The organism is Actinopolymorpha rutila (assembly GCF_013407855.1).
GTDB lineage: Bacteria > Actinomycetota > Actinomycetes > Propionibacteriales > Actinopolymorphaceae > Actinopolymorpha > Actinopolymorpha rutila.
On record NZ_JACBZH010000001.1, the window covers coordinates 1,233,558 to 1,258,542 of the forward strand.

Consider the following 24,985-nt stretch of genomic DNA (forward strand, 5'->3'; position numbering starts at 1 on the left):
CCATCGGCCCGAACAGTGCCGTCGGTCGGCCCGTGACGTGCGGCCGGTCGTCCCGAGGAGTCGCGGATGCACCGACACCGGTGACCTCGGCGCGGGGAGCTATCCCACGCTCTGCCCGAAGTCGCGTTCGAGGCGGACCGTGGCCTCCCGCTCCAGCAGGACGACCTTGCGCTCGACTCCACCGCCGAAGCCGACCAGCTTGCCGTTGGCGCCCACCACGCGGTGGCAGGGCACGACGATGGCGATGGGGTTCTGCCCGTTCGCCGCGCCGACCGCGCGGGAGGCGGTGGGCGAGCCGATCCGCCTGGCCAGCTCGCCGTACGTCTCGGTCTCGGCGTACGGGATCTCCCTCAGCGCGGCCCACACCCGGCGCTGGAACGCCGTACCGCCCCCGTCCAGGGGCAGGTCGAACTCGGTGCGTTCGCCGGCGAAGTACTCCTCAAGCTGCCCGACCGCCGCGGCCAGCACCGGGTCGTCGTCCAGGTCGCCGCGGTCCAGCGGCGCGTCGCCGGTGAAGTGCAGCTGGGTCAGGTGGGTGCCGTTCGAGCGGAGGGTGAGCGCGCCGACCGGGGAGTCGATCGTGCAGGTGTGCGAGGTCATGCGGCTTGTCCCTCCGTCCGTGTGGCCGTACGTGTGGTCGTGCGGGTGGCCGCCGGAACGACGGTCCACAGGTGCTGTGCGGCATAACTGCGCAGCGGCCGCCAGCGGTCGGCGACGGCGGCGATCTCCGCCGGCCGGTCGGGTACGCCGAGGGCGACCAGCGAGCGGCGGATGCCGAGGTCGGTGCCGGGGAACGCGTCCGGGTCGCCCAGCCCGCGCAGCGCGACGTACGCGGCGGTCCAGGGTCCCACCCCCGGCAGCGCGAGGAGTCCGGCCTCCACCTCGGACCGGTCCGCGCCCGGCGCGAGGTCGAGATCGCCGCCCGCGACCGCGCCGGCCAGCGCGGTGACGGTGCGGGTCCGGGCCGCAGGCATCGGCAGGGTGTCCGCCTCCGCCAGGGCGCCGGGGGCGGGGAAGCTGTGGGTCAGCGTGCCGACCGGGTGCGGCAGCGGCTCGGCGTACGCCGCGACCATCCGGCCGACGACCGTACGCGCCGCGGAGACCGACACCTGCTGGCCGACGACCGCGCGGACGGCGGTCTCGAACGCGTCCACGCTGCCCGGCACCCGCAGGCCCGGGCGGGCGCGGACCAGCGGACCGATCAGCGGGTCGTCGCCGAGCGCGTCGGTGATGCCGGCCGGGTCGGCGTCCAGGTGGAGCAGCCGCCGGCAGCGGGCCGCGGCCGGGCCGAGGTCGCGCAGGTCGTCCAGCTGGAGTTGGCAGCGGACGTAGCCGTCGGCGGGAGTGAGCGACAGAACTCCCGCGCCGTGGTGCAGGCGGACCGCCCGGCGGTAGGTGGTGCCGTCGAGTTCCTCCAGGCCGGGGACGAGCCGGTCGGCGAGGTAGCGCCAGCCGGACTCCGCGTCGTACGGCGGACGGTAGGGGAGCCGCAGGGTGACCGCGCCGTTGGTGGGCTCCTGCCGCCGGCCGGCGCGGCGGACCTCGCCCGGCGTGGCCGCGAACACCGCGCGGATCGTGTCGTTGAACTGGCGTACGCTGCCGAACCCCGCGGCGAACGCGACGTCGGTGATCGGCAGGTCGGTGGTCTCCAGCAGCAGCCGGGCGGTGTGTGCCCGGCGGGCGCGGGCAAGCGCGAGCGGGCCGGCGCCGAGCTCGGCGGACAGCAGCCGGCCGAGGTGGCGGGTGGTGTAGCCGAGCCGGGCGGCCAGGCCCGCGACCCCTTCGCGTTCGACCAGGCCGTCGTCGACCAGCCGCATGGCCCGGGCGGCCACGTCGGCCCGCAGGTCCCACTCCGGCGAACCCGGCACGGCGTCGGGGCGGCACCGCCGGCAGGCGCGGAACCCCGCGTCCTGGGCGGCTGCGGCCGTCGGGAAGAACCGCGCGTTCTGCCGTTTGGGGGTGGTCGCGGGACAACTCGGGCGGCAGTAGATCCCGGTGGAGGTGACGGCGATGTAGATCCAGCCGTCGAAGCGGGGATCGCGCGACTCCACGGCTCGGTAGCACTGCTCGAAGGACGGCATCACGAGTACGACACTGGCACGGATCCCCGGTCCGGGCTAGCGGGAATCGGACCTGGGCGTGGCGCCGGGCCGGCCCGAGGTCCGCACTACTGGCCGGGGTCCGCCCAGCGCTCGTTGGGCACCAGCGGATACCAGTCCGGCCGGCCCGGGTCGCGGTCGTACGGGTAGTCACCGAGCTCGCGGTACAGCTCGGCGTAGCGTTCCAGCCGGTCGCGGTCGAGGGTGACGCCGAGCCCCGGCCCCTCCGGCACCGCGATCGAGCCGCCGGCGTACGCCAGCTTCCCGCCGGTCAGCACGTCGTCTGTGAGGTGGTGGTAGTGCGCGTCCGCGGCCAGCGTCAGCGCGGGTAGTACGGCGCCGAGGTGCAGCATCGTCGCCAGCTGGATGCCGAGCTCACCGGAGGAGTGCACGGCCACCGACTGCTGGAACGTCTCGCACACGTTCGCCGCCTTCACGCACGCCCGGATCCCGCCCCAGAACGTCGTGTCCAGCAGGATCGTGTCGACGGCGGGGTCGCGCAGGTTGGTGGCGAGCTGTTCGGGGTTGACCACGACGGTGTTGGTGGCCAGCGGGATGCGAACCGCCTCGCGCACCCGGCGCATGCCGTTCAACCCCCAGGTCGGGTCCTCGTAGTAGTCGTTGTCGAGGTCCTCGATCGCCCGGCCGAACCGGATCGCCTCCTCCACCGACAGCGCGCAGTTGGGGTCGTGGCGGAACCGGTCGCCCGGCAGCGCCGCCGCCAGGGCGCGGTAACACTCCAGCTCGTACGCCGGCGGGTAGACGCCGCCCTTCAGCTTGTGGGTGGTGAAGCCGTGTGCCGCCTTCAGGGCGAGGGCGTGCTCGACCAACTGGTCCGGCGTACGCACCTCGCCGATCCCGCTCGCGGCGTCGGCGTACCGGAAGAACAGGTAACTCGCGAAGGGGACCCGGTCGCGCACCTTGCCGCCGAGCAGGTTGTACACGGGTGTGCCGAGTGCCTTGCCCACGATGTCCAGGCAGGCGAACTCGATCGCCGCCAGCAGCTGGGTGCGGTTGTTGTAGAGGGACGCCGTGGGGTTGGCGATCTTGAACCGCAGCTCCTCCAGCGCGAACGGGTCATGCCCGAGGAGATACGGCCGCAACCCCGCGAACGCCAGCGCGGCGCCCTGTCCGCCGCCGCCCATCTCGCCCAGGCCGGTGATGCCCTCGTCGGTGTCCACCTCGACGATCGTGCGGACGAACCGTCCCCAGTGCGCGCCGTTGGAGTGCCGCAGCGGCGCCTCCAGCGGAACGGTCACGGTGGTGGCGCGCAGGTCGGTGATCCTCATCGCGGGCTTCCTCCGCTGTGCCTCGGGCCTACGTCTGGGGGTGCAACCTGGGGTTACGTCTGCGGAAGGACGACGGGTGCCATCGCCAGCAGGCCGCCGTCGACGCGGTAGTCGGCGCCGGTGACGAACGACGACCGGTCGCCGGCGAGGAACGCCACCAGCTCGGCCACCTCGGCCGGCCTGGCGATCCGGCCGATCGGGTGGCTGCGGCCCCAGTCGGCGAGCACGTCCTCGGCGTCGCGCTCGCCGCGGAACAGGTCGGCCGACCCGCGCAGCATCGGAGTGTCGACCGAGCCGGGGCAGACCGCGTTGACCCGGATTCCGTCGCGGGCGTGGTCGACGGCCATCGCCCGGGTCAGCGCGAGGATGCCGCCCTTGGACGCGGCGTAGGCGGCCACCCGGTCCTGGGTGACGTAGGCCTGCACGGACGCGACGTTGACGATCGACCCGCCGCCGCGGGCGCGCAGGTGGGGTACGGCGAACCTGGCGGTGAGGTACATCGCCTTGAGGTTGACCGCGAGCACCTCGTCCCACAGCTCCTCCGAGGTCTCCTCGACGGTGCCGTACCGCTGGACGCCGGCGGAGTTGACCAGGACGTCGATCCCGCCGTGCCGCTCGGCCGCCTCGTCGACGAACCTGCGTACGTCGTCGGCGCGGGTGACGTCGGCGACCACCGCGCTGACCTCGCCCGGTGTCCCGGCGAGCTCCTCGCGCAGGGGGCGGACGTGGTCCTCGACGTTCGTGGCGACGACCACCGTGGCACCCTCGGCGGCGAGGAGCTCGGTCACCGCGCGGCCGATGCCGGAGCCGCCGCCCGCGACCAGGGCCACCTTGCCCGTGAACTCACCCATGCATGTCCTCCCGGCATCGGAACCGCCATCCGCGCCGACCTTAACGTCGTCCGGACGGTGGAGATCGGCGCGGCGGGCCCGCGGGCTCAGTCCGGCCAGGTCCGGACGTGTTCCGGTCGTACGCCGAGACCGACGAACCGGCTCATCGGCCGGCGCAGCACCGGCGCCAGCCAGGCCGGCAGGATCCCCGGCGGGGAGCTGTCCGGGTCCGCGCGCAGGGTGCGGTCGAGCCCGATGGTCTGCACCGTGCGCTGCACCGCCTGGGTGACGGCGGTCGGCAACTGCCGGCGGTGCTGGACGGCGGCCAGCACCCGGTCGGGCACCGGAACGCCGGACCGCTGGGCCTCCCGCAACGCCGGGACGAGCAGGTTTGCGGCGGCCACGGCGTCCTGGACGGCGAGATTGATGCCCACTCCTGCCACGGGCGACATCGCGTGGGAGGCGTCACCGATCGCGAGCATGCCGGGCCGGTACCAACGTCGCAGCCGGTCCATCCGGACCTCGAGCACGCTGGTGTCGTCGAAGCTGGTCAGCTCGCCCACCCGGTCGGCGAGGAACGGCACCGTCTGTGCCAGCCCACGTCGCAGCGCGTCGATGCCCTGGGCGCGCAGGTCGTCGAAGCCGCCCTTGCGGATGAGGTAGGCGATCTGCCAGTACGTCCGCCTGGGGATGGTGACCGCCGCCCGGCCGGGGCCGAACCGGAACGTCAGCGCCTGCGCGGCGGAGTCGCCCTCGGCCCAGGGCAGCCGGAACCACACCACGTCCATCGGTGCGCCGAACGCGCGGGAGGTCAGGCCCGCTGCCCGTCGCAGCGTGGAGTGCCGGCCGTCGGCGGCCACCGTGAGGGCCGCGCGCAGCGTGTAGTCGCCACCGTCGCTGCCGTGGCCGCCGCTCCGGTCGCGGACCCGTACGCCCACCACCCGGCCGTGCTCGACCACCAGGTCGTACGCCTCCGCCTGCCGGCGCAGCTCGAACTCCGGGTAGGCCGAGGCCGCGGCGGCCAGGAGTTCGAGGAAGTCCCACTGCGGCACCAACGCGATGTAGGGGTGCCGGACTCGCAGGTGCCGAAGGTCCAGGATGTCGACCCGGCGGCCGGCGTGTTCGAACCCGGCCCGCACGAGCCGTTGGTGCGGAATCTGCTCCAGCCGGTCGGCCAGCCCGAGTTCGGCGAGCACCTCCAACGTGGACGGGTGCACGGTGTCGCCGCGGAAGTCGCGGAGGAAGTCGGCGTGCTTTTCCAGCACCGTCACCCGGATGCCCGCCCTGGCCAGCAGCAGGCCAAGCATCACCCCGGCGGGTCCGCCGCCGGCGACGCAGACAGTGGGATCAGGCATGGTCGGTCGCTCGTGGCCTCGTCGGAGTGGTCGGTGTGTCGTCGGTGTGTCGTCGGTGTCTCGTCAGTCGTCGCGGTTCTGTTCGTCCCACGGACGGAAGCCGCTGTCGGCGGTGTGGTCCCAGTCGAGGCCGCCCCGGGTGCTGCGCACAGCCCCGATGATCATGAACAGGATCATCAGGCAGACGAACCCGGCGACGACTATCGCCACGACCACTTTCCAGTCCATGCTGTCCCCGATCGCCGTCGGTGCTGATCGCCGGTTCTCGACAGAAACGATGCCAGCAATGCGATGGCTGTGCAGGACGTTACCAAAAGCGCAGCGCTCGGACACCGGGTCGAACGACGGTCGAGCCGAACGCTTTGCGACTCCTACAAGCTGTCAAGAACTTGTTGCGAAACGTGGTCGACAGGTGTTCGACCCGCGCGGTGCGGTGGTGGCGAGCCCGTCGGCTCGCCACCACCGCGTCCGTCGAGGAACGGCTCCTCGCTCCATGTGCAGTCGCTGCTTGACGAACACCTGCTGGGCGAACACCTGCTGGGCGAACACCTGCTGGGCGAACACCTGCTTGACGAACGGCCGGACAACTACTGCTTGACGAACAGCTTGGTGAAGTCGGGCCCACCGCTGAACGGGTCGAGGACGACACCGCCGAGCTTGGAGCCGTAGAGGAAGTTCGTCCTGCTGTAGTCGACCGGGATGACCGGCGCGTACTTCTGCATCATCGTCTTGTCGAGCTTCGGCCATTCCGCCTGCTGTTCCTTCAGCGGCAGTGCGGAGATCCGGTCGATCTCGGTGTTGATGTCCTTCGCGTTCAGGAAGGACTTGTTCGGTGCGGCGTTGGGGTTGAGGGCGATCAGCCGGCCGTCGAAGATGGCCGGGAACACCGTGGTGCCCGACGGCCAGTCCAGGCACCAGCCCAGGGGCCGGATGTTGATCTTCGACTTCGGGTTCTCGAACTCCGCCCGCACCTGGTCGCGCGGCATCGGAATGGCCGTCGTCTTGAAGCCCGCGGCCTTCAGCTTCTGCGCCCGCACCGCCGACACCTGCGCGGAGATGTCGTTGTCGTTGGAGTAGGCCCACACGACGTCGAAGCCGAGCTTGCCCGCCTTCTCCAGCATCTTCTTCGCCTTGACCGGGTCGCCGTCACCCTTGCTGCCGTTGCCGAACACGTCGTAGTTGACGAAGCCCGGCGTGACGCGGGGCAGGATCGTGCTGGCCGGGACGTAGGTGAACGGGTTGTCGCCACCGGTCTTGTGCAGCGAGTCGAACGGCCACGCCGTGATCAGCGCCCTGCGCACCTCGAGCGGGATCCGCCGCGTGTCCAGGTAGATGAAATCGGTGCACGTGCCGTCACCGGTCATCATCCGCTTCTCCGGCTCCTTGCCCTGGATCTTGGGCAGCAGCGAGGAGTCGACACCGTCGTAGGTGATCGCGGTCTGGTCAGGGCCGTTGTCGGCGATCAGCTGCTCCTGCAGCTTGATCGGGTTCTGGCCGTACTTGAAGTCGTACTTGTCGACATACTGGTGGCGCACCGGATCCGTGGCCGGGTTCCACTGGTCGTTCTTGACCAGGACCAGCCGCTTGCCCTTCTGGTACGTGTCGAACTTGTACGGGCCGGTCGCCAGGGGGTGGTTGCCGTAGGCGTCCCTGGTGTCCTTCGCCTGCGGGATAGGCGTGAACACCGGGAACGTCGCGTAGTAGGCGAGGTCCGGGAACGGCTTGGCCATCTTCAGGACGACCGTCTTGTCGTCCGGGGTCTCCACGCCGGCGTAGTCCAGTCCACCACCCTTGGCCTTGGACTTGAACGGGCCCTTGTACTTCGTGCCGTCCAGGAAGTAGCTCTGCTGGTACGTCGGGCCGCCGGGCAGTTCCTCGGTGGCGAAGGACCGCTTCACCGAGTACGCGACGTCCTGCGAGGTCACCGCGGAACCGTCCTCGTACTTCAGCCCGTCCTTGAGGTGGAACGTCCACTGGGTGAAGTCCGCATTGTGCTCACCCAGGTCGGTGGCGAGGTCGGGGACCAGGTAGTACTTCCCGTCCGCCCGGAGTTCCAGCGCCGTGAGTGTGCGCGTCGTCAGTCGCGCCACGGACAGCGTGTCGATGTAGTAGTCCCGGGTGGGGTCGAACGTCTCCGGCGCCTGCACGGTGAGGACCGTCGCCGTACCACCCTTCTGCGCGCCGGCGATGTCCTTGGCCGGCCCCTTGGCGTTGGCGTCCTCCACCACCTGGAAGCCCGCGCCCTTCGGAACCGCCGGCGACTCCTTCTGGTTCTGCTTTTGCTGCTGCTGCTGCGCCGCTCGCTCCGACGGAGAGGATCCCCCGCCGCAGGCGGTCAGGCCGAGGGCGAGTGCCCCGGCGACCGCCACCATCCTCCGGTATCGCATGCCAACCCACTCCCCTGTCCGCGGTCGCTGCTCACTCGTAGCGGTCGCAGCCGTCGCTCACCCGTCGATGTGGAGATGCCGATGCTGTGTTGCCAGATGCCAGATGCCAGATGCCAGTTGCGAACTGCCGTCGTTCGGGCCGACGCTGTCGATCAAGCCGGTTGGAACGATAGGCGGAGCACGGGTGATCGGCGGTCACGAATCGGGCACGCTTGTCCATCGATGTGATGGCGTACGTGAAAAGCCCGGTGGGGTGCGGCTTTTTCGAGCCGCGTTCGGGTGCCTGCGTTCAGAGAATGACGTCGGCGAGTTCGTCGGCACGCGGCGGGTCCGCGCCCGGCCGGGTGCAGGTGAGCGCGGCGGCGGTGCCGGCCCGGGTGAGCAGACCGCGCAGGGTGCCCTCCGGCAGCGTCGGCCGCGGCTGCCGGAGGGCGGCGAGCAGGTCGAGGTCGTGCAGCCCCGCGAGCAGCGCGGCGCTGAACGCGTCGCCGGCGCCCACGGCATCCACGACGGACACCACCGGGGCGGTGACGTCCACCCTCGGCTGTGCCGGGCCGGCGGCGAACGCGCCGTCCGCGCCGAGAGTCACCACCACCAGCGCCGGTCCGCGTTCGCACCACCGGCGTACGACGTCGGCCGGAGCGGTGCCGGGATAGAGGTAGCCGAGGTCGTCCGCGCTGACCTTCACCAGGTGCGCGGCACCCAACTGGGCCTCGACCCGGTCGCGGGCGGCGTCGCGGTCAGGTTGCAGGTGCGGCCGGACGTTGGGGTCGAGGCTGATCGTCACAGTGCCGCGGTCGTGCTCGCGGGCGAGCCGCTTCTCCAGCACGCTCGCACCCGGCTCCAGCGCGAGGGCGAGCGAGCCGGTGTGCACCGCGGTCACCTCGGCGGGGAACGGGTCGGGCAGCTCCTGCGCGGTCCACTGCCAGTCGGCGGTCCCGTTGCAGTAGAACTCGAACCGGGGCGAGCCGTGGGGGTCCAGGAACACGAACGCGAGCGTGGTCGGCTCGCTCGCGGTCACCGCGTACCGCGTCGACACGCCGTTGTCGGCGAGGTGGGCGCGCAGTTGGGCGCCGAAGGAGTCCTGCGACAGCCGGGCCAGCAGGGCCGTGGGGACGCCGAGCCGTGCCAGGCCGATCGCGACGTTGAACGGTGCGCCGCCGGGCCTGGCGCGGAAGACGCCCTGGTCGTCGCCCGCCAGGTCGATGAGAGCCTCGCCGATGACCGTGATCACGTGTCGTCTCCTGCGGTTCGGGGGGGTGCCAGCATCTCGCACGGGGCCGCTCCGGACGAGCACCGGGCAGCCCGTGAGCCGGGCGTGGGCCGGGACGTGCGCACGGCCGATGGCGGACCCGGCACGCGGGCGCTCCTCGTCCGCACTGCGTTCAGACCCTAGGGTCATCGGGATGGGCAGCCTCCGGTGCGGCGGAGGCGACGGAGGGGCCTGGCGGAAGGGACGAGGCGAACGGTGGTGAGCGACGTCGGCGCGACCGTACGCCGTCTCCTGCCGGTGATCGCCGTGGTCGGCCTGCTCGGCGTGCTGGTCGTGGTGGCCGCGATGTCGGGTCCGGAGGTCACCGGGCTGCCGCTGCCCGGCCGCGGTCAGCGGGTGGTGACCCCGCCACCGGCGCCGACCGCGGGACCGACCGCGGCTCCGACACCGACCGTCAGTACGGCACCGTCGTCGGTGTCCGTTCCGGGATGGCTGGCGTGGGTGCCGGCCGTCTTCGGCGTACTCCTGCTGGCCGCGCTCGTCGTGCTGGTGGTCCACCTCGTCCGGCTCTACCTGCGGCACCGTCGCCCGCGGGACCGCGAGGAGGTGGACGTCGCCCCGCTGCCGGTGGAGGCCGCGGACGAGACCGGGCAGCGGTTGCGGGCCGCGGTGGACGCCGGCATCGAGGAGCTGGACGACGACGGAACCGATCCGCGCCGGGCTGTGATCGCCTGCTGGCTGCGGCTGGAGTCGGCGGCCGCGGCGGCCGGCACACCGCGCGCGCCGGCCGACACCCCCGGTGACCTGGTGGCCAGGATGCTGGCCGCGCACCAGGTCAGCGCGCCGGTGCTGCGCGGGTGCGCGGACCTGTACCGCCGGGCGCGGTACGCACCGGGTGAGGTCGAGGAGTCGATGCGTACCCAGGCGCGGGAGGCGCTGGGCCGGCTGCGGACCGAGCTCGCCGCGAGCCGACCCGCCGACGCCGCCGAGACCGCCGACGCCGCCGAGAGCAGCGCCGCCGCACCGGAACCCGCCGACGCTTCGGCCGGGCCTGGACCGGACTCGCGGGGCGTGGCCCGGTGAACGGGTGGACGCGGCGGGTGCCGGGCGTGCTGCGCGGGCTCGCGGTGACCGCGGTGGCGGCCGGGGTGGCGTACGCCCTGCTCGTGCTCGTCTTCCACGCCCGGGTGCCCTACCCGCTGTGTTTGGCGGTGGTGCTCGTCGTCGTCCTCGGCCGCCTGCTCACCCACGCCTTCACCCCGCCGCCGGCCGGACGGGCGCTGATCCGCGAGGACACCTCCGCCACGGTTTACGGCGTACCGGACCGGCCGTTCGCCGACGTCCGCCGCTGGGAGGAGCGGCTGGACCTGATGCGCGGCGACCGCGACTATTACGAGCGCGTCGTCCGGCCCGCGATCGCCGCGGTGGTCGACGAGCGGCTGCGCGTCGGGCACGGTGTGACCCGGGACGATCAACCCGAACGCAGCCGGGAGTTGGTGGGCGCCCGGGTGTGGGACCTCCTCACCGCCACCCAACCCCGCCGGCCGCCCTCGCCGGGAGAGCTGGCCGACGTCATCGCCGAGGTGGAGGACCTGTGAGCCAACCAGAGTTGCCGATTCCGACCGTCAGCGAACGCTGTCAACAAGTACTTGACGCCGTGTCGGGTGTCGTGGTCGGCAAGCGGGCGGCGCTCGAACTCGTTCTCGCCGGCATCCTGGCCGGTGGGCACGTACTGCTGGAAGACCTTCCAGGGTTGGGAAAAACCCTCACCGCGCGGACGTTCGCGCAGGCGCTGGGTGTGGAGTTCCGGCGTATCCAGTTCACTCCCGACCTGCTGCCGGCCGACGTGACCGGCTCCTCGTTGTACGACCAGCGCACCCACGACTTCACGTTCCGGCGCGGTCCGGTGTTCACCAACCTGTTGCTGGCCGACGAGATCAACCGCACTCCGCCGAAGACCCAGGCCGCGCTGCTGGAGGCGATGCAGGAGCGGCAGGTCTCGGTCGAGGGTGAGACCCACCTGCTGCCGACGCCCTTCCACGTGCTGGCCACCGCGAACCCGATCGAGTACGAGGGCACCTACCCGCTTCCGGAGGCGCAGCTGGACCGGTTCCTGCTGCGGGTGTCGTTCGGCTATCCGGAGTCGGAGGAGGAGTTCGACGTCCTGCGCCGCCGGATGTCGCGCCGGCAGGAGGAGGCACAGGTCGCCGCCGTGGTCGACCCGCCGACGCTGGTCGCCATGCAGCGTTCGCTGGAGGACGTCGCGGTCGAGGACTCCATCGGGCGGTACGTCGTCGAGGTCGTTCGGGCGACCCGGGCCGACCAGCGGGTGCTGGTGGGCGCCTCGCCGCGGGGTTCGCTGGCCCTGTTGCTGCTGGCCCGGGCGAAGGCGGTGCTCGCCGGCCGCGACTTCGTGGTGCCCGAGGACGTGAAGGACGTCGTCGTACCCGCTCTCGCCCACCGGATCACGCTGCGCCCGGAGATGTGGCTGCAGCGGATCGACCCGGCGCAGGTGGTGGCGGAGGCGCTGGCGACCGTGCCGGCACCGGCGAGCGCGGCCCTGCCGACCTACACGGGCTGAACGGGCCGACGTGCGGATCTCCCTCTCGGATCGCCTGCCGGTTCCTCTCCGGGCCCGGCTCTCGACGGGCGCGGGCGGCGCCCCGGGCTGGTCGCCGACGCCGGCGTTGCGCCGGGCTCTGGTGGTCACGCTCGCGCTGCTGGTCGCGGCCGTGCTCACCGGCCGGGTGGACCTGGTGGTGCTCGCCACGCCGTTCGCGGTGGGCACGTCGGCGGCGCTGCTGCGCCGGCCGCGCGGGCTGCCCACGGTCCGGGTGAGCGCGGCGGAGGGAGCGGACCCGGCTGGTCCGAACCCGGCGGACGGCCAGAGTTCGGCGGACGGCCAGAGCCCGGGCGGGGCCGGAGACCTGGTGGAGGGCGCCGACCTGCACGTGCTGGTCGACGTCCGGGCGGCCGACGCCGCCTACGACGTCGCCCTGGTGCAACGCGAGCAGCCGCCGTGGCTACGCGACCGGACCCGTGCCCGCACCCTCGCGGCCGCGGTGCCGGCCGACGCGGGTACGCGGTTCACCCTCACCGGCCAGCTGGCCCGGTGGGGCCGCTACGTCGTGCCTCCCGTGCGGGTGCGCGCCGCGGCCTGCGACGCCCTGCTGACCTGCGCGCCGGTGACCTCCGACTCCGTCGCGGTACGCGTGTTCCCCCGCACCGAGCCGTTCGCCGCCGACGAGGCGATGCCGAACGCCGCCGGCCTGGTGGGCGTGCACCGGTCCCGGCGGTTCGGCGAGGGCGGCGAACTCGCGGGCATCCGCCAGTTCGCGCCAGGCGACCGGCTGAGGCGGATCGACTGGCGGGCGTCGCTGCGTACCGGCGAACTCCACGTCGCGCAGACCCTGTCCGACCGGGACGCCGAACTCGTGCTCGTGCTCGACGTACTGCACGAGGCCGGCCGGTCGGAGGGCATAGACGGCGCGCCGAGCGTGCTCGACACGACGGTGCGCGCCGCGGCCGGGATCGCCCAGCACTACCTCGGCCGCGGCGACCGGGTACGGCTGCTGGAGTACGGCGGGCGCAACCGTGCTCTGCGCGTCGGCTCCGGCCGCCGGCACTTCGTCGCCGCGCTGGAGTGGCTGCTGGCCATCCGGGCGGGGGAGGGGCCGCACGATCCGGCGGCCGGCATCTTCGCCCGGCAGATCCTGCCGCAGCAGGCGCTGCTGGTGGTCCTCACGCCGTTGCTCGACCAGCGCAGCGTGGCGCTGCTGGCCCGGCTGGCCCGCAGCGGCCGGACCGTGCTCGCCGTCGACACTTTGCCCGACTCGGCCCGCCCCGACCGCGAGAACCCCTGGACGCCGGTGGCGTTCGGGCTGTGGCGGCTGGAGCGGCGCAACACCGTCGCCCAGTTGCTCGAACACGGCGTACCCACCGTCACCTGGGCCGGCGCCGGCTCCCTCGACCAGGCGCTGCGCGACGTCTCCCGACGAGCGGCGGCACCGCGATGAGCTACGCCGGGATGATGCGGGACGCGCTGACCGGTGCCGGCGACGCCGTACGCCGGGTGCGGCGGGGTGCCCTCCTCGTGCGGGCCGCGGTCGCGGTGACCGGCTTCGTGGCCCTGGTCCTCGTCCTGCCGGCGACCGTCCTCGGGCCGCTGTCGCTGCTGGTCTGCGCGGCGCTGGCGCTGGTGTCCGCCGTGCTGCCGGGCACGTGGGCCGTGCTGGCCCTGGAGCTGCTCGCCATGGCGGGCTGGCTGGTGCGCACGACGGCGTTCGACTCCTCGGGGTCCTGGTGGGCGCTGGTCGTGCTGGCCGCCGCGGCATACCTCCACCACACCGGCAGCGCGCTCGCGGCGGTCCTCCCGCTGGACGCCGTGGTCGCCGGGTCGGTCCTGCGCCGCTGGCTGGCTCGGTCGGCGGCGGTGGTCGCCGGCACCGCGGTGGTCGCCGCCCTCGCCCTGGGGGTGGCCGGCCGCCTTCCGGTCGCGCCGACGGTGGCGGTCCCGGTGCTCGGCGTACTCCTCGCGCTGTTCGTGGTGGGTGTGGTCGCCTACGCCCGCGCGCCCCGGACGGACCCCGAGTCCGGTGAGTGACCGCCGGGCCGGTCCCGCCGGGCCGGTCCCACTGTGCTGGATCCCACTGTGCCGGTCCCACTGTGCTGGATCCCACTGTGCTGGATCCCACTGAGCTGGATCCCACTGAGCGAAACCGGCGTGCGGGGCGTTGGCGCGACCTCGTAGCCTTTCGACTATGCGCGTTGGAGTAGTGGGTGCCACCGGCCAGGTCGGTGGAGTCATGCGTCAGTTGCTGGCCGAGGCGAGCTTCCCGGTCGAGGAGGTGCGCTTCTTCGCCTCCGCCCGGTCGGCGGGGCGGGCGCTGCCGTGGCTGGGCGGCGAGGTGATCGTGGAGGACGCCGAGACCGCGTCGTACGCCGGTCTGGACGTCGTGCTGTTCTCCGCCGGAGCCGCCACGTCGAAGCAGCTGGCGCCGAAGGTCGCCGCCGACGGCGCGGTCGTCGTGGACAACTCCTCCGCCTGGCGGATGGACCCCGACGTGCCGCTGGTCGTCTCCGAGGTCAACCCGCACGCGCTGGCCTCGATCCCGAAGGGCATCGTCGCCAACCCCAACTGCACCACGATGGCCGCCATGCCCGTTCTGTCGCCGTTGCACCGGGCGGCCGGGCTGCGCAGGCTGATCGTCAGCACCTACCAGGCGGTGTCCGGTGCGGGCGGCAGCGGCGTCACCGAGCTCGACGAGCAGGTACGCAAGACCGCCGGCAACGCCGCGGCCCTCACCTTCGACGGATCCGCGGTCGACTTCCCGCCGCCCTCGCAGTTCGCCCAGCCGATCGCGTTCAACGTGCTTCCGCTGGCCGGCAGCATCGTCGACGACGGCAGCGACGAGACCGGCGAGGAGCAGAAGCTGCGCAACGAGAGCCGGAAGATCCTGGACGTCCCGGACCTTCCGGTCTCGGGCACCTGCGTGCGGGTCCCGGTCTTCACCGGCCACTCGCTGTCGATCAACGCCGAGTTCGAGCGTGAGCTGACCCCGGCCCGGGCGCTGGAGCTGCTCGCCGCCGCACCCGGCGTGACAGTGGTCGACGTGCCCACCCCGCTGCTCGCCGCCGGTCAGGACCCGTCGTACGTCGGCCGGGTGCGCCGCGACCCCACGGTCGAGCACGGCCTGGCGCTGTTCGTCTCCAACGACAACCTGCGCAAGGGCGCTGCCCTCAACACCGTGCAGATCGCCGAACTCCTGGCGGCCCGGGTCGGCTGACCCCGCCCTCGGGTGGGTCCGCCTTCGGGTGGGTCCGCCCGGAAACGCCCGTCCTCCGTACGGGTGACGGCTCGCGTTCCGGGCGTGGTGACTCCGTTTCGGTGCGACGCTGGTGGTGGCCGCACGCCCGTGCGCGTCGCCACCGGCCGGTAGAGGGGGAGCCGTGATCAAGCCGAGCAGTTTCGCCAAGGGCAGCCCCTGCTGGGTGGACACGACGGTGCCCGACATGGAGGTGGCGCGCCGCTTCTACGGCTCGGTGTTCGGCTGGGCGTTCGCCGACCAGGGCCGCGACTACGGCCACTACACGATGTGCCTGCTGAACGACATTCCGGTGGCGGCGCTGATGCCGCCGCAGCCGGGCGACGGCGCACCGCCGATGTGGAACGTCTACCTCGCCACACCGGACGTCGACGCCGCGGCCAGGGTGGCCGGCCAGCACGACGGCAAGCTGATCGTGCAGCCGATGGACGTGGCCGACAGCGGGCGGATGGCGTTCGTCGCGGACCCGACCGGCGCGACCTTCGGCCTGTGGCACGGGCGCGGCCACCTCGGCGCCGGGCTGTGGGGCGACCCGGGCGCGGTGACCTGGAACGAACTCGCCACCCCCGACGGTGCCGTCGCCGACGCGTTCTACCAGGCGGTCTTCGACTACGACGAACAGGCGCCGGTGAACGACCCCGGCGTCACCGTCTGGAAGGCGGGCGGGCACGAGGTGTGCAGCCGGCGGGAGACCACCGAGGGGGCGGCGCAGTGGATCACGTACTTCGCGGTCGCCGACACCGACGAGGCGGTCGGGAAGGTACGCAGGCAGGGCGGCCGAGTCGAGCGTGAACCCTGGGACAGCCCGCACGGGCGGCTGGCGTGCGTGGCCGACCCGGCCGGGATCTCGTTCCGGCTGGCCGGTCCGGTGGCCGCGGCCTGAGCCTCACCTCCCGCTAGGGACCTTCCTCCGAAGGGGCTGACCGCGCGTGCCGGCCCCAGAATGTCCCGATGAGGAGTTCCGGTGAAGGTGCGGGTGTGCGGATCCAGCGGGGCGAGCAGCATCCGGAAGCGGTCGCCCGTCTGCTGGCAGCACTGCCGGAGTGGTTCGGAATGCCGTCCGCGGTGGAGGAGTACGTCGCCTCGGCCCGGCACCTGCCGACGTACGCCGCCGTCCGCGACGGCGGCACCTCGGAGGGCGACATGGAGCGCGACGTGGAGGGCGACCGGGTGGGCGACGTGGTGGGCGTACTGCTGCTCACCCGGCACTTCTCCGCCGCCGAGATCCACCTGATGGCGGTGCACCCCGAGCATCACCGGCGGGGCGTCGGGCGCGCACTGATGGAAGCCGTGTGGACCGACCTCGCGGCCGAGGGGGTGCACCTTCTCCAGGTCAAGACGCTGGGTCCGAGCCACCCGCACGAGGGGTACGCGCGTACCCGGGAGTTCTACCGGGCAGCGGGTTTCCGGTCGCTGGAGGAGATCGAGGGGGTCTGGCCGGGCAACCCGTGCCTGCTCATGGTCGCGTGTCTGCGGCATGGCTGACGCCCGCCGCCGGCCCTGAGTTCGTGGCGTCGGGCGACGGCAGAACCTGCGCCAGTACGGCGGTGAGGACGACCGTCACCGCGAACGCCACGCCCAGGGTCCGATGGCCGGTGAGGAACAGGCCGACCGCGGCGGCACCGAACACCAGCACCTTCACCGTGACCATGGCGGCCGGGTTGTGGAACGTCGCGTTCGGCGCCGCGAACAGTCCCCACAGCACCGCCGCGACCAGTGGCACGCCGACGCCGAGGGCGATGCGCACCGCCAGCGGGGACGCGCCGCGCGACGCCACGTAGCCGAGGGCGCCGAGCGCACAGAGTTCGAGGGCGAAGACGGCGGCCAGGTTGACCCAGGCGGCCGCGGTTCCGACGCCGCCGGCCGCGATTCCGCCGGCTGTGATGCCACTTGTCCCGACAGCACCGGTCACGGTGAGCCCTCATCTCTCGTACGAGTCCGAGTCGAAAACGAGAGCACCGCTCTCGCCTGAGAGCACTGTCCTCTCCTGGAATGCTGGTGTCAAGAGCGGCGCTCTCGGATGTGAGCGCCGCTCTTGGATGTGGCAGACTCCGACCATGCCCGAGGCCAGGACCACCGCGACGAGAACGACCGCGACGAGGGCCAAATCCAGCCCGCGCGAGCGCGCCCGCGCGGCGTTCACCCGCGACATCCTGGACATCTCGCGCCGGCAGATCGCCGAGTCCGGCGCCGCTGCCCTGTCCATGCGGGCGGTCGCCCGCGAGCTCGAGGTCGCGTCCTCGGCGCTCTACCGCTACTTCCCGAGTCGGGACGCGCTGCTGACGGCGTTGATCATCGACGCGTACACCGCGCTCGCGGACCGGGCCGAGGCCGCCCACGCGCGGGTGGCCGCGGACGACTTCCTCGGCCGCTGGCAGGCCGGGTGCCACGCCGTCCGTGACTGGGCCCGCGACAGTCCACACGAGTACGCCCTGGTCTACGGGTCGCCCGTGCCCGGCTACGCCGCGCCGCAGGAGACGATCGAAGCGGCCGGAAGGCTTCCGTACCTCCTGCTCGGCGTGGTCCGGGACGCATGGGAGGCCGGCGCTCTCGGCGAGCCGGCCGACACGGAGACCCCGGCGCTGTCCGCGCCGATGGCCGAGCAGGCCAGGCACCTGGCCGCGGCGACCGGCCTGGAGGAGCTGCCCGACGCGGTGCTGGTACGCGCCGTGATCGCCTGGACGCAGGTCTTCGGCGCGGTGAGCCTCGAACTCTTCGGCCATTTCGTGGGCGGGTTCGCCGACAATGCGCCGTTCTTCGCCACCTCGGTCGACCTGATGGCCCACGCCGTGGGGCTGCGCGCCCGGACATAATGGCCGGTATGACTGACGCCGCCCGGCCCGCCGCCGACCAGCAGCCCGCGTCCTCCGCGCCCCCCACGAACCCCGCGACCGGAGAGGAAGCCGCCGACCCCTACCACTGGCTGGAGGACGTCACCGGCGAGGAGGCGCTGGCCTGGGTGCGCGAACGCAACGACGAGACCCTGGCCGGCCTTGCCACCGGACAGCGGTTCGAGGAGTTGCGTACGCAGATCCGGGAGGTGCTCGACTCCGACGACCGGATCCCCTACGTCGCGCGCCGTGGCGGCCTGCTCTACAACTTCTGGCAGGACGCCGAACACCCGCGCGGCCTGTGGCGGCGGACCACCCTCGAGTCCTACCGCACCGACCACCCCGAGTGGGACGTGCTCCTCGACGTCGACCGGCTCGCCGCCGACGAGGGCGAGAGCTGGGTGTGGAAGGGCGCGCCGGTGCTGCGCCCCGAGTTGCGGCTGGCGCTTGTGGAGCTGTCCCGTGGCGGCGCGGACGCGACCGTCGTCCGCGAGTTCGACCTGCAGACGCGCACCTTCGTCCAGGACGGCTTCCAGCTGCCCGAGGCGAAGAGCTTCGTCGGCTGGATCGACGCCGACCGCATCTACGTCGGCACCGACTTCGGTCCCGGTTCGCTGACCTCGTCCGGCTACCCCCGCATCGTGAAGGAGTGGCGGCGCGGCACCCCGCTGGCGGAGGCGGAGACCGTCTTCGAGAGCAAGCCCGACGACGTGCTGGCCTACGGCGGGCACGACTCGACGGAGGGGTTCGAACGCGACTTCGTCCGGCGCCGGATCGAGTTCTACGCCGGCGAGACCTATCTGCGCACCGGTGTCGACCTGGAGCGCATCGACGTACCCAACGACGCCGAGGTCGACGTCCAGCGCGAGTGGCTGATGGTCGTCACCCGCACACCGTGGACGGTCGACGGCACCACCTATCCCGCGGGTGCGTTGCTGGCCGCGCCGTTCGAGGACTTCCGGGCAGGCAAGCGCGCCTTGACAGTGTTGTTCGAGCCCGACGAGCACACGTCGCTGGCCGGGTCCGTCTGGACCCGCCACCACCTGATCGTCAACACGCTGTCCGACGTCAAGAGCCGGCTGGAGGTGCTCACCCCGCCGACGCCCGCGACCGGCGCGCAGGGTGTCAACCCCGGCTGGACACGGCGACCGCTGTCCGGCGTACCCGAGTTCGGCAGTGTCGGGCAGGTCGGCGCCGACCCGCACGACAACGACGAGTTCTTCCTGCAGACCAGCGGCTACACCGAGCCGGCCACGCTGCGGTACGGCACGGTCGACGGTGACCTCGAGCCCGTCAAGCAGGCGCCGGCGATGTTCGACACCGAGGGCCTGCGGGTGCGGCAGTTGTTCGCCACCTCCGACGACGGCACCCGGATCCCGTACTTCGTGGTCGGCTCGGAGCGGCCCGCCGCCGACGCGCCGACGCTGCTCGTCGGCTACGGCGGTTTCGAGATCCCCAACCTGCCCGGCTACCAGGCTGCGACCGGGCGCGCGTGGCTGGCCCGCGGCGGCACCTACGTCGTGGCCAACATCCGCGGCGGCGGAGAATACGGCCCGCGCTGGCACCGCGCCGCGCTGCGGGAGAACCGCCCGCGTGCGTACGAGGACTTCGCCGCCGTCGCGCGTGACCTGGTGGCCCGCGGCATCACCGAGCCCTCCCGGCTGGGCACCCAGGGCGGCAGCAACGGCGGCCTGCTGATGGGCGTCATGCTCACCCGCTACCCCGAGCTCTTCGGCGCGATCGTCTGCCAGGTGCCGCTGCTGGACATGAAGCGCTACCACCGGCTGCTGGCCGGCGCCTCCTGGATGGCGGAGTACGGCGATCCCGACGACGAGGGCGACTGGGCGTTCATCTCGAAGTACTCGCCGTACCACAACGTCCGTGCCGGGCAGCCGTACCCGCCCACGCTGTTCATGACCTCGACCCGCGACGACCGGGTGCACCCCGGGCACGCCCGCAAGATGGTGGCCCGGATGCGCGACCTCGGTTACGACGTGGCGTCGTACGAGAACATCGAGGGCGGACACGGCGCGGCGGCCGACAACGAGCAGCTGGCGTTCCGCAACGCACTCGCGTACGAGTTCCTGTGGCGGCAGCTCACGAAGTCCTGACGCGCACCGGCGCAAGGCTGGGTTGACAGCGCTGACAGCGCTGACAGGGTTGACAGCGGTCACTCACCGGCCGTTCGAGGAGAAGTGCTGGTAGTCCGGGTAGGCCCAGCGCGCGCCCCATGGCCAGCCCAGCCCGCGCATGGTGCGCTCCACCGGGTCGCCGCGCACGATCATCCCCGGGCGCACGTTGCCGCGGTCGAGGTAGGTGGCCGAGCCCGGCGGATAGACCCGGCTCGGCGTGACATAGGGGTTCTCGAACGTGTTGATGTCGATCGCGTTCCCGTAGGAGTGCTGGGACAGCTTGTATGGGTTGCCGGTGACCTTGCGACAGTTGAACGCCGAGGTGTTGTCGGCGGCCATCGAGGCCTCGTCGCTGCCGTGGTACTTGTCCACCCGGCGAACCTGGCGGATCACCCACCAGTTGGCGTGGGCGTACTTGAACACCAGGGTGATCTGGCTCACCACGTCGGCCCGGACGACGATCAGGCCCCAGTGGTCGTCGCCGTCGAACTGGCGGAACGGCACGCTGATCATCCGCAGCCCGGACGGTGGCACCGGGCAACCGCTGCGGTAGGTGTAGGGAAGGTCGCTGGCCCGCGGCGTACGTACCGAGGTGGAGAAGGGGACGCGGATGTAGACGGCTCGGCGCTGGTGGAGGTCCTGCAGGGACGCGTGCTGGAAGTCCTGCCGGTAGCCGTACGACGTGCCTCGCATGTAGCCGGTGGGTACGCCGATCCACGACGCCTCGGCACCGATCCGAAGGTACTTCGCCAGCACCGCGCCGCGGATCTCGCGGGCTCCGGTGCTCGGGGAGTACCAGATTTGGCCGCTGGAGAACCCCGTCACCCGTACGCCCGGCCGCTTGCCGGCGTGCTCGGTGATCGTCGGAATGCCCATCGACCCGGCCGAGCCGCCCAGGGCGAGATAGCGCGCCAGCGTCGGCCCGTAGACGCTCTGCGCGCCGGTCGCGGGTGTCCAGTAAACCCTGCTCTGGTAGAAGTTCTGCACCCTGGCGCCGCGTCCTGAGGTGTACGCCGCGCTGGTCGGCAGGCCGAGGGCACTGGCCGAGGCGCCGAGTCCGAGGTAGTAGGTGAGGAAGGGGTCGAGCACCTCCCACGCGCTGGTGGCCGGGGAGTAGTAGATGTGGCCGTGGGCGTAGACGCGGCGGTACCCACGCGGGACCGCCACCACTGGCGACGTCGGTGGGCCGAGCACGCCGGCGGGGCCGCCGAGTTGCTGGTAGCGAGCCTCGATCGCGGCCGCCGGGCTCACCGCCGGTGCGGTAGCCGGGTTCGGCGCATTCCCTGCGAGCGCCGAACCCGGTGGCAACAGCACGCTCAGCACACAGGCGAGGAGCAGGCCCGGGACCGTTCCGCGGGCCGCCGCCCGGCGTCCGCTGCCCGGGCACCCCGAGCAGCCGGCACGCGTTGTTTCCTCGTTCATCGCTGTCCCCCCGACGCGCGATGCGGCACCTGTGTCAGGTGTGTGTCAAACGGAGGTTGACACGCGTCGAGGAGGGCGTACGGCAAAAGGAGGAAACCCAAACGCGGCGCCGCGATCGGGGTGGGCCCCGGTCGTGACGCCGCGTCGAGGTGTGGTCGGTCAGCGGGTGATGAGCGTCCTCAGGTATCCGGCCAGCGCGCCGTGGTCGACCGTCGCCTCACCGGTCCCACGCTGGACGATGGCCAGCCCGACCCGTCGGCCCTGCCGGACCACGGTCTCGTCCCACCTGCTCGGGTCGGCTCTGGGGCCGACCTCGTGCCGGGAGTCGAACAGCGTGTCGGCGTCCGGCCGGCCCACCAGCGCGACCTGTCGCGGGGTGGTCAGTTTGGCCTTGGCGGACGGCTGCTTGCACCGGGCCAGCATGTCCGCCAAGCCGTGGACGAACTGCTTCGCCGACGCCTCGGAACGGTAGTCGAGGACCAGCGCCACCGCGGACTTGCGCCCCGGGGCGCGGTAGGTCTGCTCGAGTGCGTTCGCCGGGACCGGCAGCGGTGACAGCCGCTCGACGCCGGGGCAGCCCAGCGGGACGATCGAGGCAGCCACCTCCTTCGGGTCACGCCGGCGGACCGGCTGGCCGTTGGAGACGAACCCCTCCTCGGGTGCGTCCGGCTCGACGTAGGGCTTGAAGTCCGACCCGAGCCGGTCGGCCGCCGGGAGGTTCTTCCTGGTGAGCGGCCCGGCCGTGGTGGCGGGTGGCTTGGGCATGGGCGGATCGCCGGCCTTGGTGCCGGCGTGGTCGGCCGCGCCCCGGGCCGCCCTGGTGCTGTCGGCGGCGTTGGTGGTGTCCGTCGCGGGGGACCCACACGCGCCGCAGACCAGGGCCAGCCCGCCGATGGCCAGCCCGGCGAGGAGTTGACGAGTTCGCTGCACTGCTCAGCCGCCGTTCTCGGAGAAGTGCTGGTAGTCGGGGTAGTTCCAGCGCGCGCCCCACGGCCAGCCCCTGCTTCGCAGCGTGGACTCGACCGGGTCGCCGCGCAGGATCATTCCCTTGCGCTTGTTACCGCGGTTGAGATAGGTGTCCGAACCCTCAGGGTAGACGTTGGCGGAGGTGACGTAGGGGTTCTCGTACGTGTTGATGTCGATGGCATTTCCGTAAGAATGCTGGGAAAGCTTGTACGGATTGCCGGTGACCTTGCGACAGTTGAAGGCCGAGGTGTTGTCGGCGGCCATCGCCTTGATGTCGTCACCCTGGTAGACGTCGACCGGGTTGACGCGGCGGAACGGCCAGCCGTGGTCATAGGCCGCGCGGTAGACCGCGGTGATGTCGCCGACGACGGTCGAACGCACCACTATCGTGCCGTACTGGTCGTCGTTGGAGAAGTTCCGGAACGTCACCCGCAGCATCCGCAGCGACGACGGCCCGACCGGGCAGCCACTGCGGTAGGTGTAGGGGATGTCGGAGGCCGTCGGCGTCTTCGACGTCACGGTGAACGGCATCCGGACGTAGGCCTTCTTCGTCGACGAGTAGTACTCCATCGCAGCGTACTCGAAGCCCTGCCAGTCGCCGTACGACGTCTGCTTGTGGTAGGTGTTCGGCAGGCCGATCCGCGACGTCTCGGCCCCGATCGAGAGGTACCTCGCCAGGGTCACGCCGCGAACCTCACGGGCACCGGTGTTGCTGGAGTACCAGATTCGCCCATTCTTGAACACCGTGACCCGTGAGCCCGCCTTCTTGCCCGCCTTCTCGGCCACGGTCGGCAGGCCGAGCACGCCGGAGGATCCGCCGAGCTGGAGGTAGCGGGCGAGGGTCGCACCGTAGACGCCCTGCGCGCCGGTGGTGCTGCTGTAGTAGACGCGGCCCTTGACGAAGTTCTGCACGGTGACGCCGCCAGGGGCCGAGTACGCCGCGCTGGTGGGCAGGCCGAGCGGGCTCGCCGAACCACCGAGCTTGACGTAGTAGTCGACCATCACACCGGTCAGGTCCCATGCGCCGGTCGACGACGACCAGTAGATGCGGCCGTGTTCGAACGCGCTGAGCCGGGCGCCGGCGGGCTGCGACGAACCCTCGCCGTGGGTGGGCAGCCCGAGCTTGCCCGCCTCGCCGCCGAGGGCGAGGTAGCGCGCCAGGAGCGGGCCGTACACGCCGCGCGCCCCGGTGGCCGCCGAGTAGTAGATGCGTCCGCCGGTGAAGCGCTGGATCAGGACTCCGGCCCGGGCGCCGGCGTACTCCGCGCCGGTCGGGAAGCCGAGCTTGCTCTCCTGAGCGCCCAGGAAGTCGTAGTAGTTCTGCATCGGGCCGGTGCGGACGTCCCACGCGCCGGTCGAGGCCGAGTAGTAGATGCTGCCGTGCTCGAACCCGCGGACGTAGCCACCGGTGATCGCGGTGACCTCCGAGGTCGCCGCGCCCAGGACGCCGGTGCTCCCGCCGAGGGTCTGGTAGCGCGCCTCGATCGCGGCGGCGGCGTCGGCCGCGGTGGCCGGATCCTTCGGTGCGGGCAGCTTGTCGGCGGTGGGGATGGGCGTCGGAGTGGGCGTGCCGACGGTGGGCGTGGGCTCCGGCGTCGGGGTGGCGGTGCCGGTGGGCGTCGGCCGGGCCGTTGGTGTCGGTGACGCCGTCGGGGTGGCGGTCGGCTTCGGTGTCGGCACGACGGGTGTCGCGCCGGCCGACGGCGCGAGTGCGCCGGCCCCGACCAGGACCGCACCGGTGAGCGCGGCAACCGCCTTGGCGTGCAGCCGCGCTCGTACGCGAACGGCGTTCATGTGCTCCCCTTCACCAGAACTCGTCAGGCCACGCCACGAAACCGGCGGACCCCAGGTGGGCAGGTGCGCACACCGGCCCGGTCGTGCAAGGTAGTACTCCCGGGCCGCGAAGATCGTTGCGCGCGAACGGCGTTCTTCCACGGAAGAAGGTCGCAGCGGCTGGGGAGATCGGAGTCTAGTGCTCGGCAACGACGACTGGTACCCCGGAAGACCGCTGGTCGTCCAGGAACGCTGGCGCGACCAGTTGTGGAGCGCGGTGCCGCACGTACTCGTCGAGGACGGCGACTGGTACGTCACCCACGTTCCCGCCCGTACGACCGCAACCAGGGCATGTCTCGAGGTGGGACGCCTGACTCGCGTCTCCCCGCATCGCGGTCGGCTGTGTTGTCGTCGTCGCGCGTAGAACACCGCTACGCGACTCCTCCTCCGCCTTGCCGGCCACGCGCGGATGAGCCACTCGCTTCACCGGCGGCCCACCTCGAAACACGCCCTCGCGAGCAGCGTCGGCGTTCCCGGGCGCGAGGGTCTCCCGCGTTCGGAACTCAAGCTGCCCGCGGACCACGGACCTCGTACTCGACGTACAGGTGCGCCCGGACGGTTCGTGGACCTGGAAGGACCGCGAGGACTTCGGCGAGGCGGTTCGCCGGGGTGTGCTCGACGGAGAGCTGCTCGGCACCCTGGAAGACCACGCGCAGTCCGTGCTCATGCAGGCGAAGGCGCGCACCGGCCCGTTCGCGGCGAAGTGGCCGGCCTGGCAGCCGGATCCGGCATGGCCACGCCCAGCGCTTCCGGCTGCTTACCGGCCGGACGGATCGGCGTGGTCCGCCCGGCTACCAGGGTGA

23 protein-coding genes and 1 pseudogene are annotated in these 24,985 nt (G+C 72.1%); 12 read left to right on the forward strand and 12 right to left on the reverse strand.

Annotated features, from left to right (window positions below; genetic code table 11):
- Positions 1 to 99: 99 nt before the first annotated feature.
- The 8 genes from F4554_RS05410 to F4554_RS05445 all read right to left on the reverse strand — a co-directional run bounded on the left by F4554_RS05410 (position 100) and on the right by F4554_RS05445 (position 9,194).
- Positions 100 to 600, reverse strand: a complete 501-nt coding sequence (locus F4554_RS05410) for a methylated-DNA--[protein]-cysteine S-methyltransferase (RefSeq protein ID WP_179786353.1) — start codon at positions 598 to 600, stop codon at positions 100 to 102.
- Positions 597 to 2,081 carry a DNA-3-methyladenine glycosylase 2 gene (locus tag F4554_RS05415; protein ID WP_202889157.1) on the reverse strand — a complete coding sequence of 495 codons (1,485 nt, stop codon included), beginning with the start codon at positions 2,079 to 2,081 and terminating at the stop codon, positions 597 to 599. Before F4554_RS05415 ends, F4554_RS05410 begins: the two co-directional genes overlap by 4 nt.
- 86 nt (positions 2,082 to 2,167) lie before the next feature.
- Positions 2,168 to 3,388 (reverse strand): enolase C-terminal domain-like protein, encoded by a 1,221-nt coding sequence (locus F4554_RS05420; protein WP_179786355.1) that lies wholly within the window; start codon positions 3,386 to 3,388, stop codon positions 2,168 to 2,170.
- 53 nt (positions 3,389 to 3,441) lie between these two features.
- Entirely contained in the window at positions 3,442 to 4,239 is a 798-nt protein-coding gene (locus F4554_RS05425) for an SDR family NAD(P)-dependent oxidoreductase (protein ID WP_179786356.1), read from the reverse strand.
- A gap of 86 nt (positions 4,240 to 4,325) precedes the next feature.
- Positions 4,326 to 5,573 carry an FAD-dependent oxidoreductase gene (locus F4554_RS05430; RefSeq protein WP_179786357.1) on the reverse strand — a complete coding sequence of 416 codons (1,248 nt, stop codon included), beginning with the start codon at positions 5,571 to 5,573 and terminating at the stop codon, positions 4,326 to 4,328.
- A 63-nt stretch (positions 5,574 to 5,636) separates the two neighbouring features.
- Positions 5,637 to 5,906: a hypothetical protein gene (locus tag F4554_RS05435; RefSeq protein WP_179786358.1), complete on the reverse strand. Its 270-nt coding sequence runs from the start codon at positions 5,904 to 5,906 to the stop codon at positions 5,637 to 5,639.
- Between the two features lie 254 nt (positions 5,907 to 6,160).
- Positions 6,161 to 7,960, reverse strand: coding sequence for an ABC transporter substrate-binding protein (locus tag F4554_RS05440; protein ID WP_179786359.1), 1,800 nt, complete (start codon positions 7,958 to 7,960; stop codon positions 6,161 to 6,163).
- 289 nt (positions 7,961 to 8,249) lie between these two features.
- Complete coding sequence (locus tag F4554_RS05445) at positions 8,250 to 9,194, reverse strand: PfkB family carbohydrate kinase (RefSeq protein ID WP_179786360.1); 945 nt, start codon at positions 9,192 to 9,194, stop codon at positions 8,250 to 8,252.
- A gap of 237 nt (positions 9,195 to 9,431) precedes the next feature.
- Between F4554_RS05445 and F4554_RS05450 the strand changes: the two genes are divergently transcribed.
- From F4554_RS05450 to F4554_RS05485, 8 genes are all read left to right on the forward strand, one after another.
- Positions 9,432 to 10,256, forward strand: a complete 825-nt coding sequence (locus F4554_RS05450; RefSeq protein ID WP_179786361.1) for a DUF4129 domain-containing protein — start codon at positions 9,432 to 9,434, stop codon at positions 10,254 to 10,256.
- Positions 10,253 to 10,771, forward strand: coding sequence for a hypothetical protein (locus F4554_RS05455; protein WP_179786362.1), 519 nt, complete (start codon positions 10,253 to 10,255; stop codon positions 10,769 to 10,771). The genes F4554_RS05450 and F4554_RS05455 overlap by 4 nt, the downstream gene beginning before the upstream one ends.
- Positions 10,768 to 11,754 (forward strand): AAA family ATPase, encoded by a 987-nt coding sequence (locus tag F4554_RS05460; protein WP_179786363.1) that lies wholly within the window; start codon positions 10,768 to 10,770, stop codon positions 11,752 to 11,754. Before F4554_RS05455 ends, F4554_RS05460 begins: the two co-directional genes overlap by 4 nt.
- Positions 11,755 to 11,764: 10 nt before the next feature.
- Positions 11,765 to 13,189, forward strand: a complete 1,425-nt coding sequence (locus F4554_RS05465; RefSeq protein ID WP_337795887.1) for a DUF58 domain-containing protein — start codon at positions 11,765 to 11,767, stop codon at positions 13,187 to 13,189.
- Positions 13,186 to 13,776 carry a hypothetical protein gene (locus F4554_RS05470; RefSeq protein WP_179786364.1) on the forward strand — a complete coding sequence of 197 codons (591 nt, stop codon included), beginning with the start codon at positions 13,186 to 13,188 and terminating at the stop codon, positions 13,774 to 13,776. Before F4554_RS05465 ends, F4554_RS05470 begins: the two co-directional genes overlap by 4 nt.
- Before the next feature lie 157 nt (positions 13,777 to 13,933).
- A complete protein-coding gene (locus F4554_RS05475) occupies positions 13,934 to 14,959 on the forward strand; it encodes an aspartate-semialdehyde dehydrogenase (RefSeq protein WP_179786365.1) in 1,026 nt (341 codons plus the stop codon).
- A 163-nt stretch (positions 14,960 to 15,122) separates the two neighbouring features.
- Positions 15,123 to 15,881: a VOC family protein gene (locus F4554_RS05480; RefSeq protein WP_179786366.1), complete on the forward strand. Its 759-nt coding sequence runs from the start codon at positions 15,123 to 15,125 to the stop codon at positions 15,879 to 15,881.
- Between the two features lie 68 nt (positions 15,882 to 15,949).
- Entirely contained in the window at positions 15,950 to 16,483 is a 534-nt protein-coding gene (locus F4554_RS05485) for a GNAT family N-acetyltransferase (RefSeq protein WP_179786367.1), read from the forward strand.
- Here the strand turns inward: F4554_RS05485 and F4554_RS05490 are convergent.
- Positions 16,455 to 16,910 (reverse strand): DUF2568 domain-containing protein, encoded by a 456-nt coding sequence (locus F4554_RS05490; protein WP_202889158.1) that lies wholly within the window; start codon positions 16,908 to 16,910, stop codon positions 16,455 to 16,457. The genes F4554_RS05485 and F4554_RS05490 overlap by 29 nt on opposite strands.
- 145 nt (positions 16,911 to 17,055) lie before the next feature.
- Here F4554_RS05490 and F4554_RS05495 point away from each other — a divergent pair, with 145 nt between their 5' ends.
- Together F4554_RS05495 and F4554_RS05500 are read left to right on the forward strand one after the other, a co-directional pair.
- Positions 17,056 to 17,811, forward strand: coding sequence for a TetR/AcrR family transcriptional regulator (locus tag F4554_RS05495; RefSeq protein WP_179786368.1), 756 nt, complete (start codon positions 17,056 to 17,058; stop codon positions 17,809 to 17,811).
- A gap of 8 nt (positions 17,812 to 17,819) precedes the next feature.
- Positions 17,820 to 19,940, forward strand: coding sequence for a prolyl oligopeptidase family serine peptidase (locus F4554_RS05500; RefSeq protein ID WP_179786369.1), 2,121 nt, complete (start codon positions 17,820 to 17,822; stop codon positions 19,938 to 19,940).
- Positions 19,941 to 20,003: 63 nt separating this feature from the next.
- Here the strand turns inward: F4554_RS05500 and F4554_RS05505 are convergent, their stop codons facing one another.
- The 3 genes from F4554_RS05505 to F4554_RS05515 form a co-directional block, all read right to left on the reverse strand.
- Positions 20,004 to 21,383, reverse strand: a complete 1,380-nt coding sequence (locus F4554_RS05505; RefSeq protein ID WP_179786370.1) for a M15 family metallopeptidase — start codon at positions 21,381 to 21,383, stop codon at positions 20,004 to 20,006.
- Positions 21,384 to 21,542: 159 nt separating this feature from the next.
- Complete coding sequence (locus F4554_RS05510; RefSeq protein WP_179786371.1) at positions 21,543 to 22,313, reverse strand: hypothetical protein; 771 nt, start codon at positions 22,311 to 22,313, stop codon at positions 21,543 to 21,545.
- 3 nt (positions 22,314 to 22,316) lie between these two features.
- Complete coding sequence (locus F4554_RS05515) at positions 22,317 to 24,143, reverse strand: M15 family metallopeptidase (protein WP_179786372.1); 1,827 nt, start codon at positions 24,141 to 24,143, stop codon at positions 22,317 to 22,319.
- A gap of 178 nt (positions 24,144 to 24,321) precedes the next feature.
- Here F4554_RS05515 and F4554_RS05520 point away from each other — a divergent pair, with 178 nt between their 5' ends.
- Both F4554_RS05520 and F4554_RS05525 read left to right on the forward strand, forming a co-directional pair.
- Positions 24,322 to 24,546 (forward strand): hypothetical protein, encoded by a 225-nt coding sequence (locus tag F4554_RS05520; protein WP_179786373.1) that lies wholly within the window; start codon positions 24,322 to 24,324, stop codon positions 24,544 to 24,546.
- A 145-nt stretch (positions 24,547 to 24,691) separates the two neighbouring features.
- Positions 24,692 to 24,985, forward strand: a pseudogene (locus F4554_RS05525) (DUF402 domain-containing protein); the annotation flags it as partial.

Coding starts and splice junctions, on each gene's coding strand:
- F4554_RS05475 (WP_179786365.1), top strand. CDS start 13,934: ATGCGCGTTGGAGTAGTGGGTGCCACCGGCCAGGTCGGTGGAGTCATG.
- F4554_RS05505 (WP_179786370.1), bottom strand. CDS start 21,383: ATGAACGAGGAAACAACGCGTGCCGGCTGCTCGGGGTGCCCGGGCAGC.
- F4554_RS05485 (WP_179786367.1), top strand. CDS start 15,950: ATGAGGAGTTCCGGTGAAGGTGCGGGTGTGCGGATCCAGCGGGGCGAG.
- F4554_RS05410 (WP_179786353.1), bottom strand. CDS start 600: ATGACCTCGCACACCTGCACGATCGACTCCCCGGTCGGCGCGCTCACC.
- F4554_RS05470 (WP_179786364.1), top strand. CDS start 13,186: ATGAGCTACGCCGGGATGATGCGGGACGCGCTGACCGGTGCCGGCGAC.
- F4554_RS05425 (WP_179786356.1), bottom strand. CDS start 4,239: ATGGGTGAGTTCACGGGCAAGGTGGCCCTGGTCGCGGGCGGCGGCTCC.
- F4554_RS05515 (WP_179786372.1), bottom strand. CDS start 24,143: ATGAACGCCGTTCGCGTACGAGCGCGGCTGCACGCCAAGGCGGTTGCC.
- F4554_RS05440 (WP_179786359.1), bottom strand. CDS start 7,960: ATGCGATACCGGAGGATGGTGGCGGTCGCCGGGGCACTCGCCCTCGGC.
- F4554_RS05420 (WP_179786355.1), bottom strand. CDS start 3,388: ATGAGGATCACCGACCTGCGCGCCACCACCGTGACCGTTCCGCTGGAG.
- F4554_RS05415 (WP_202889157.1), bottom strand. CDS start 2,081: ATGCCGTCCTTCGAGCAGTGCTACCGAGCCGTGGAGTCGCGCGATCCC.
- F4554_RS05495 (WP_179786368.1), top strand. CDS start 17,056: ATGCCCGAGGCCAGGACCACCGCGACGAGAACGACCGCGACGAGGGCC.
- F4554_RS05500 (WP_179786369.1), top strand. CDS start 17,820: ATGACTGACGCCGCCCGGCCCGCCGCCGACCAGCAGCCCGCGTCCTCC.
- F4554_RS05430 (WP_179786357.1), bottom strand. CDS start 5,573: ATGCCTGATCCCACTGTCTGCGTCGCCGGCGGCGGACCCGCCGGGGTG.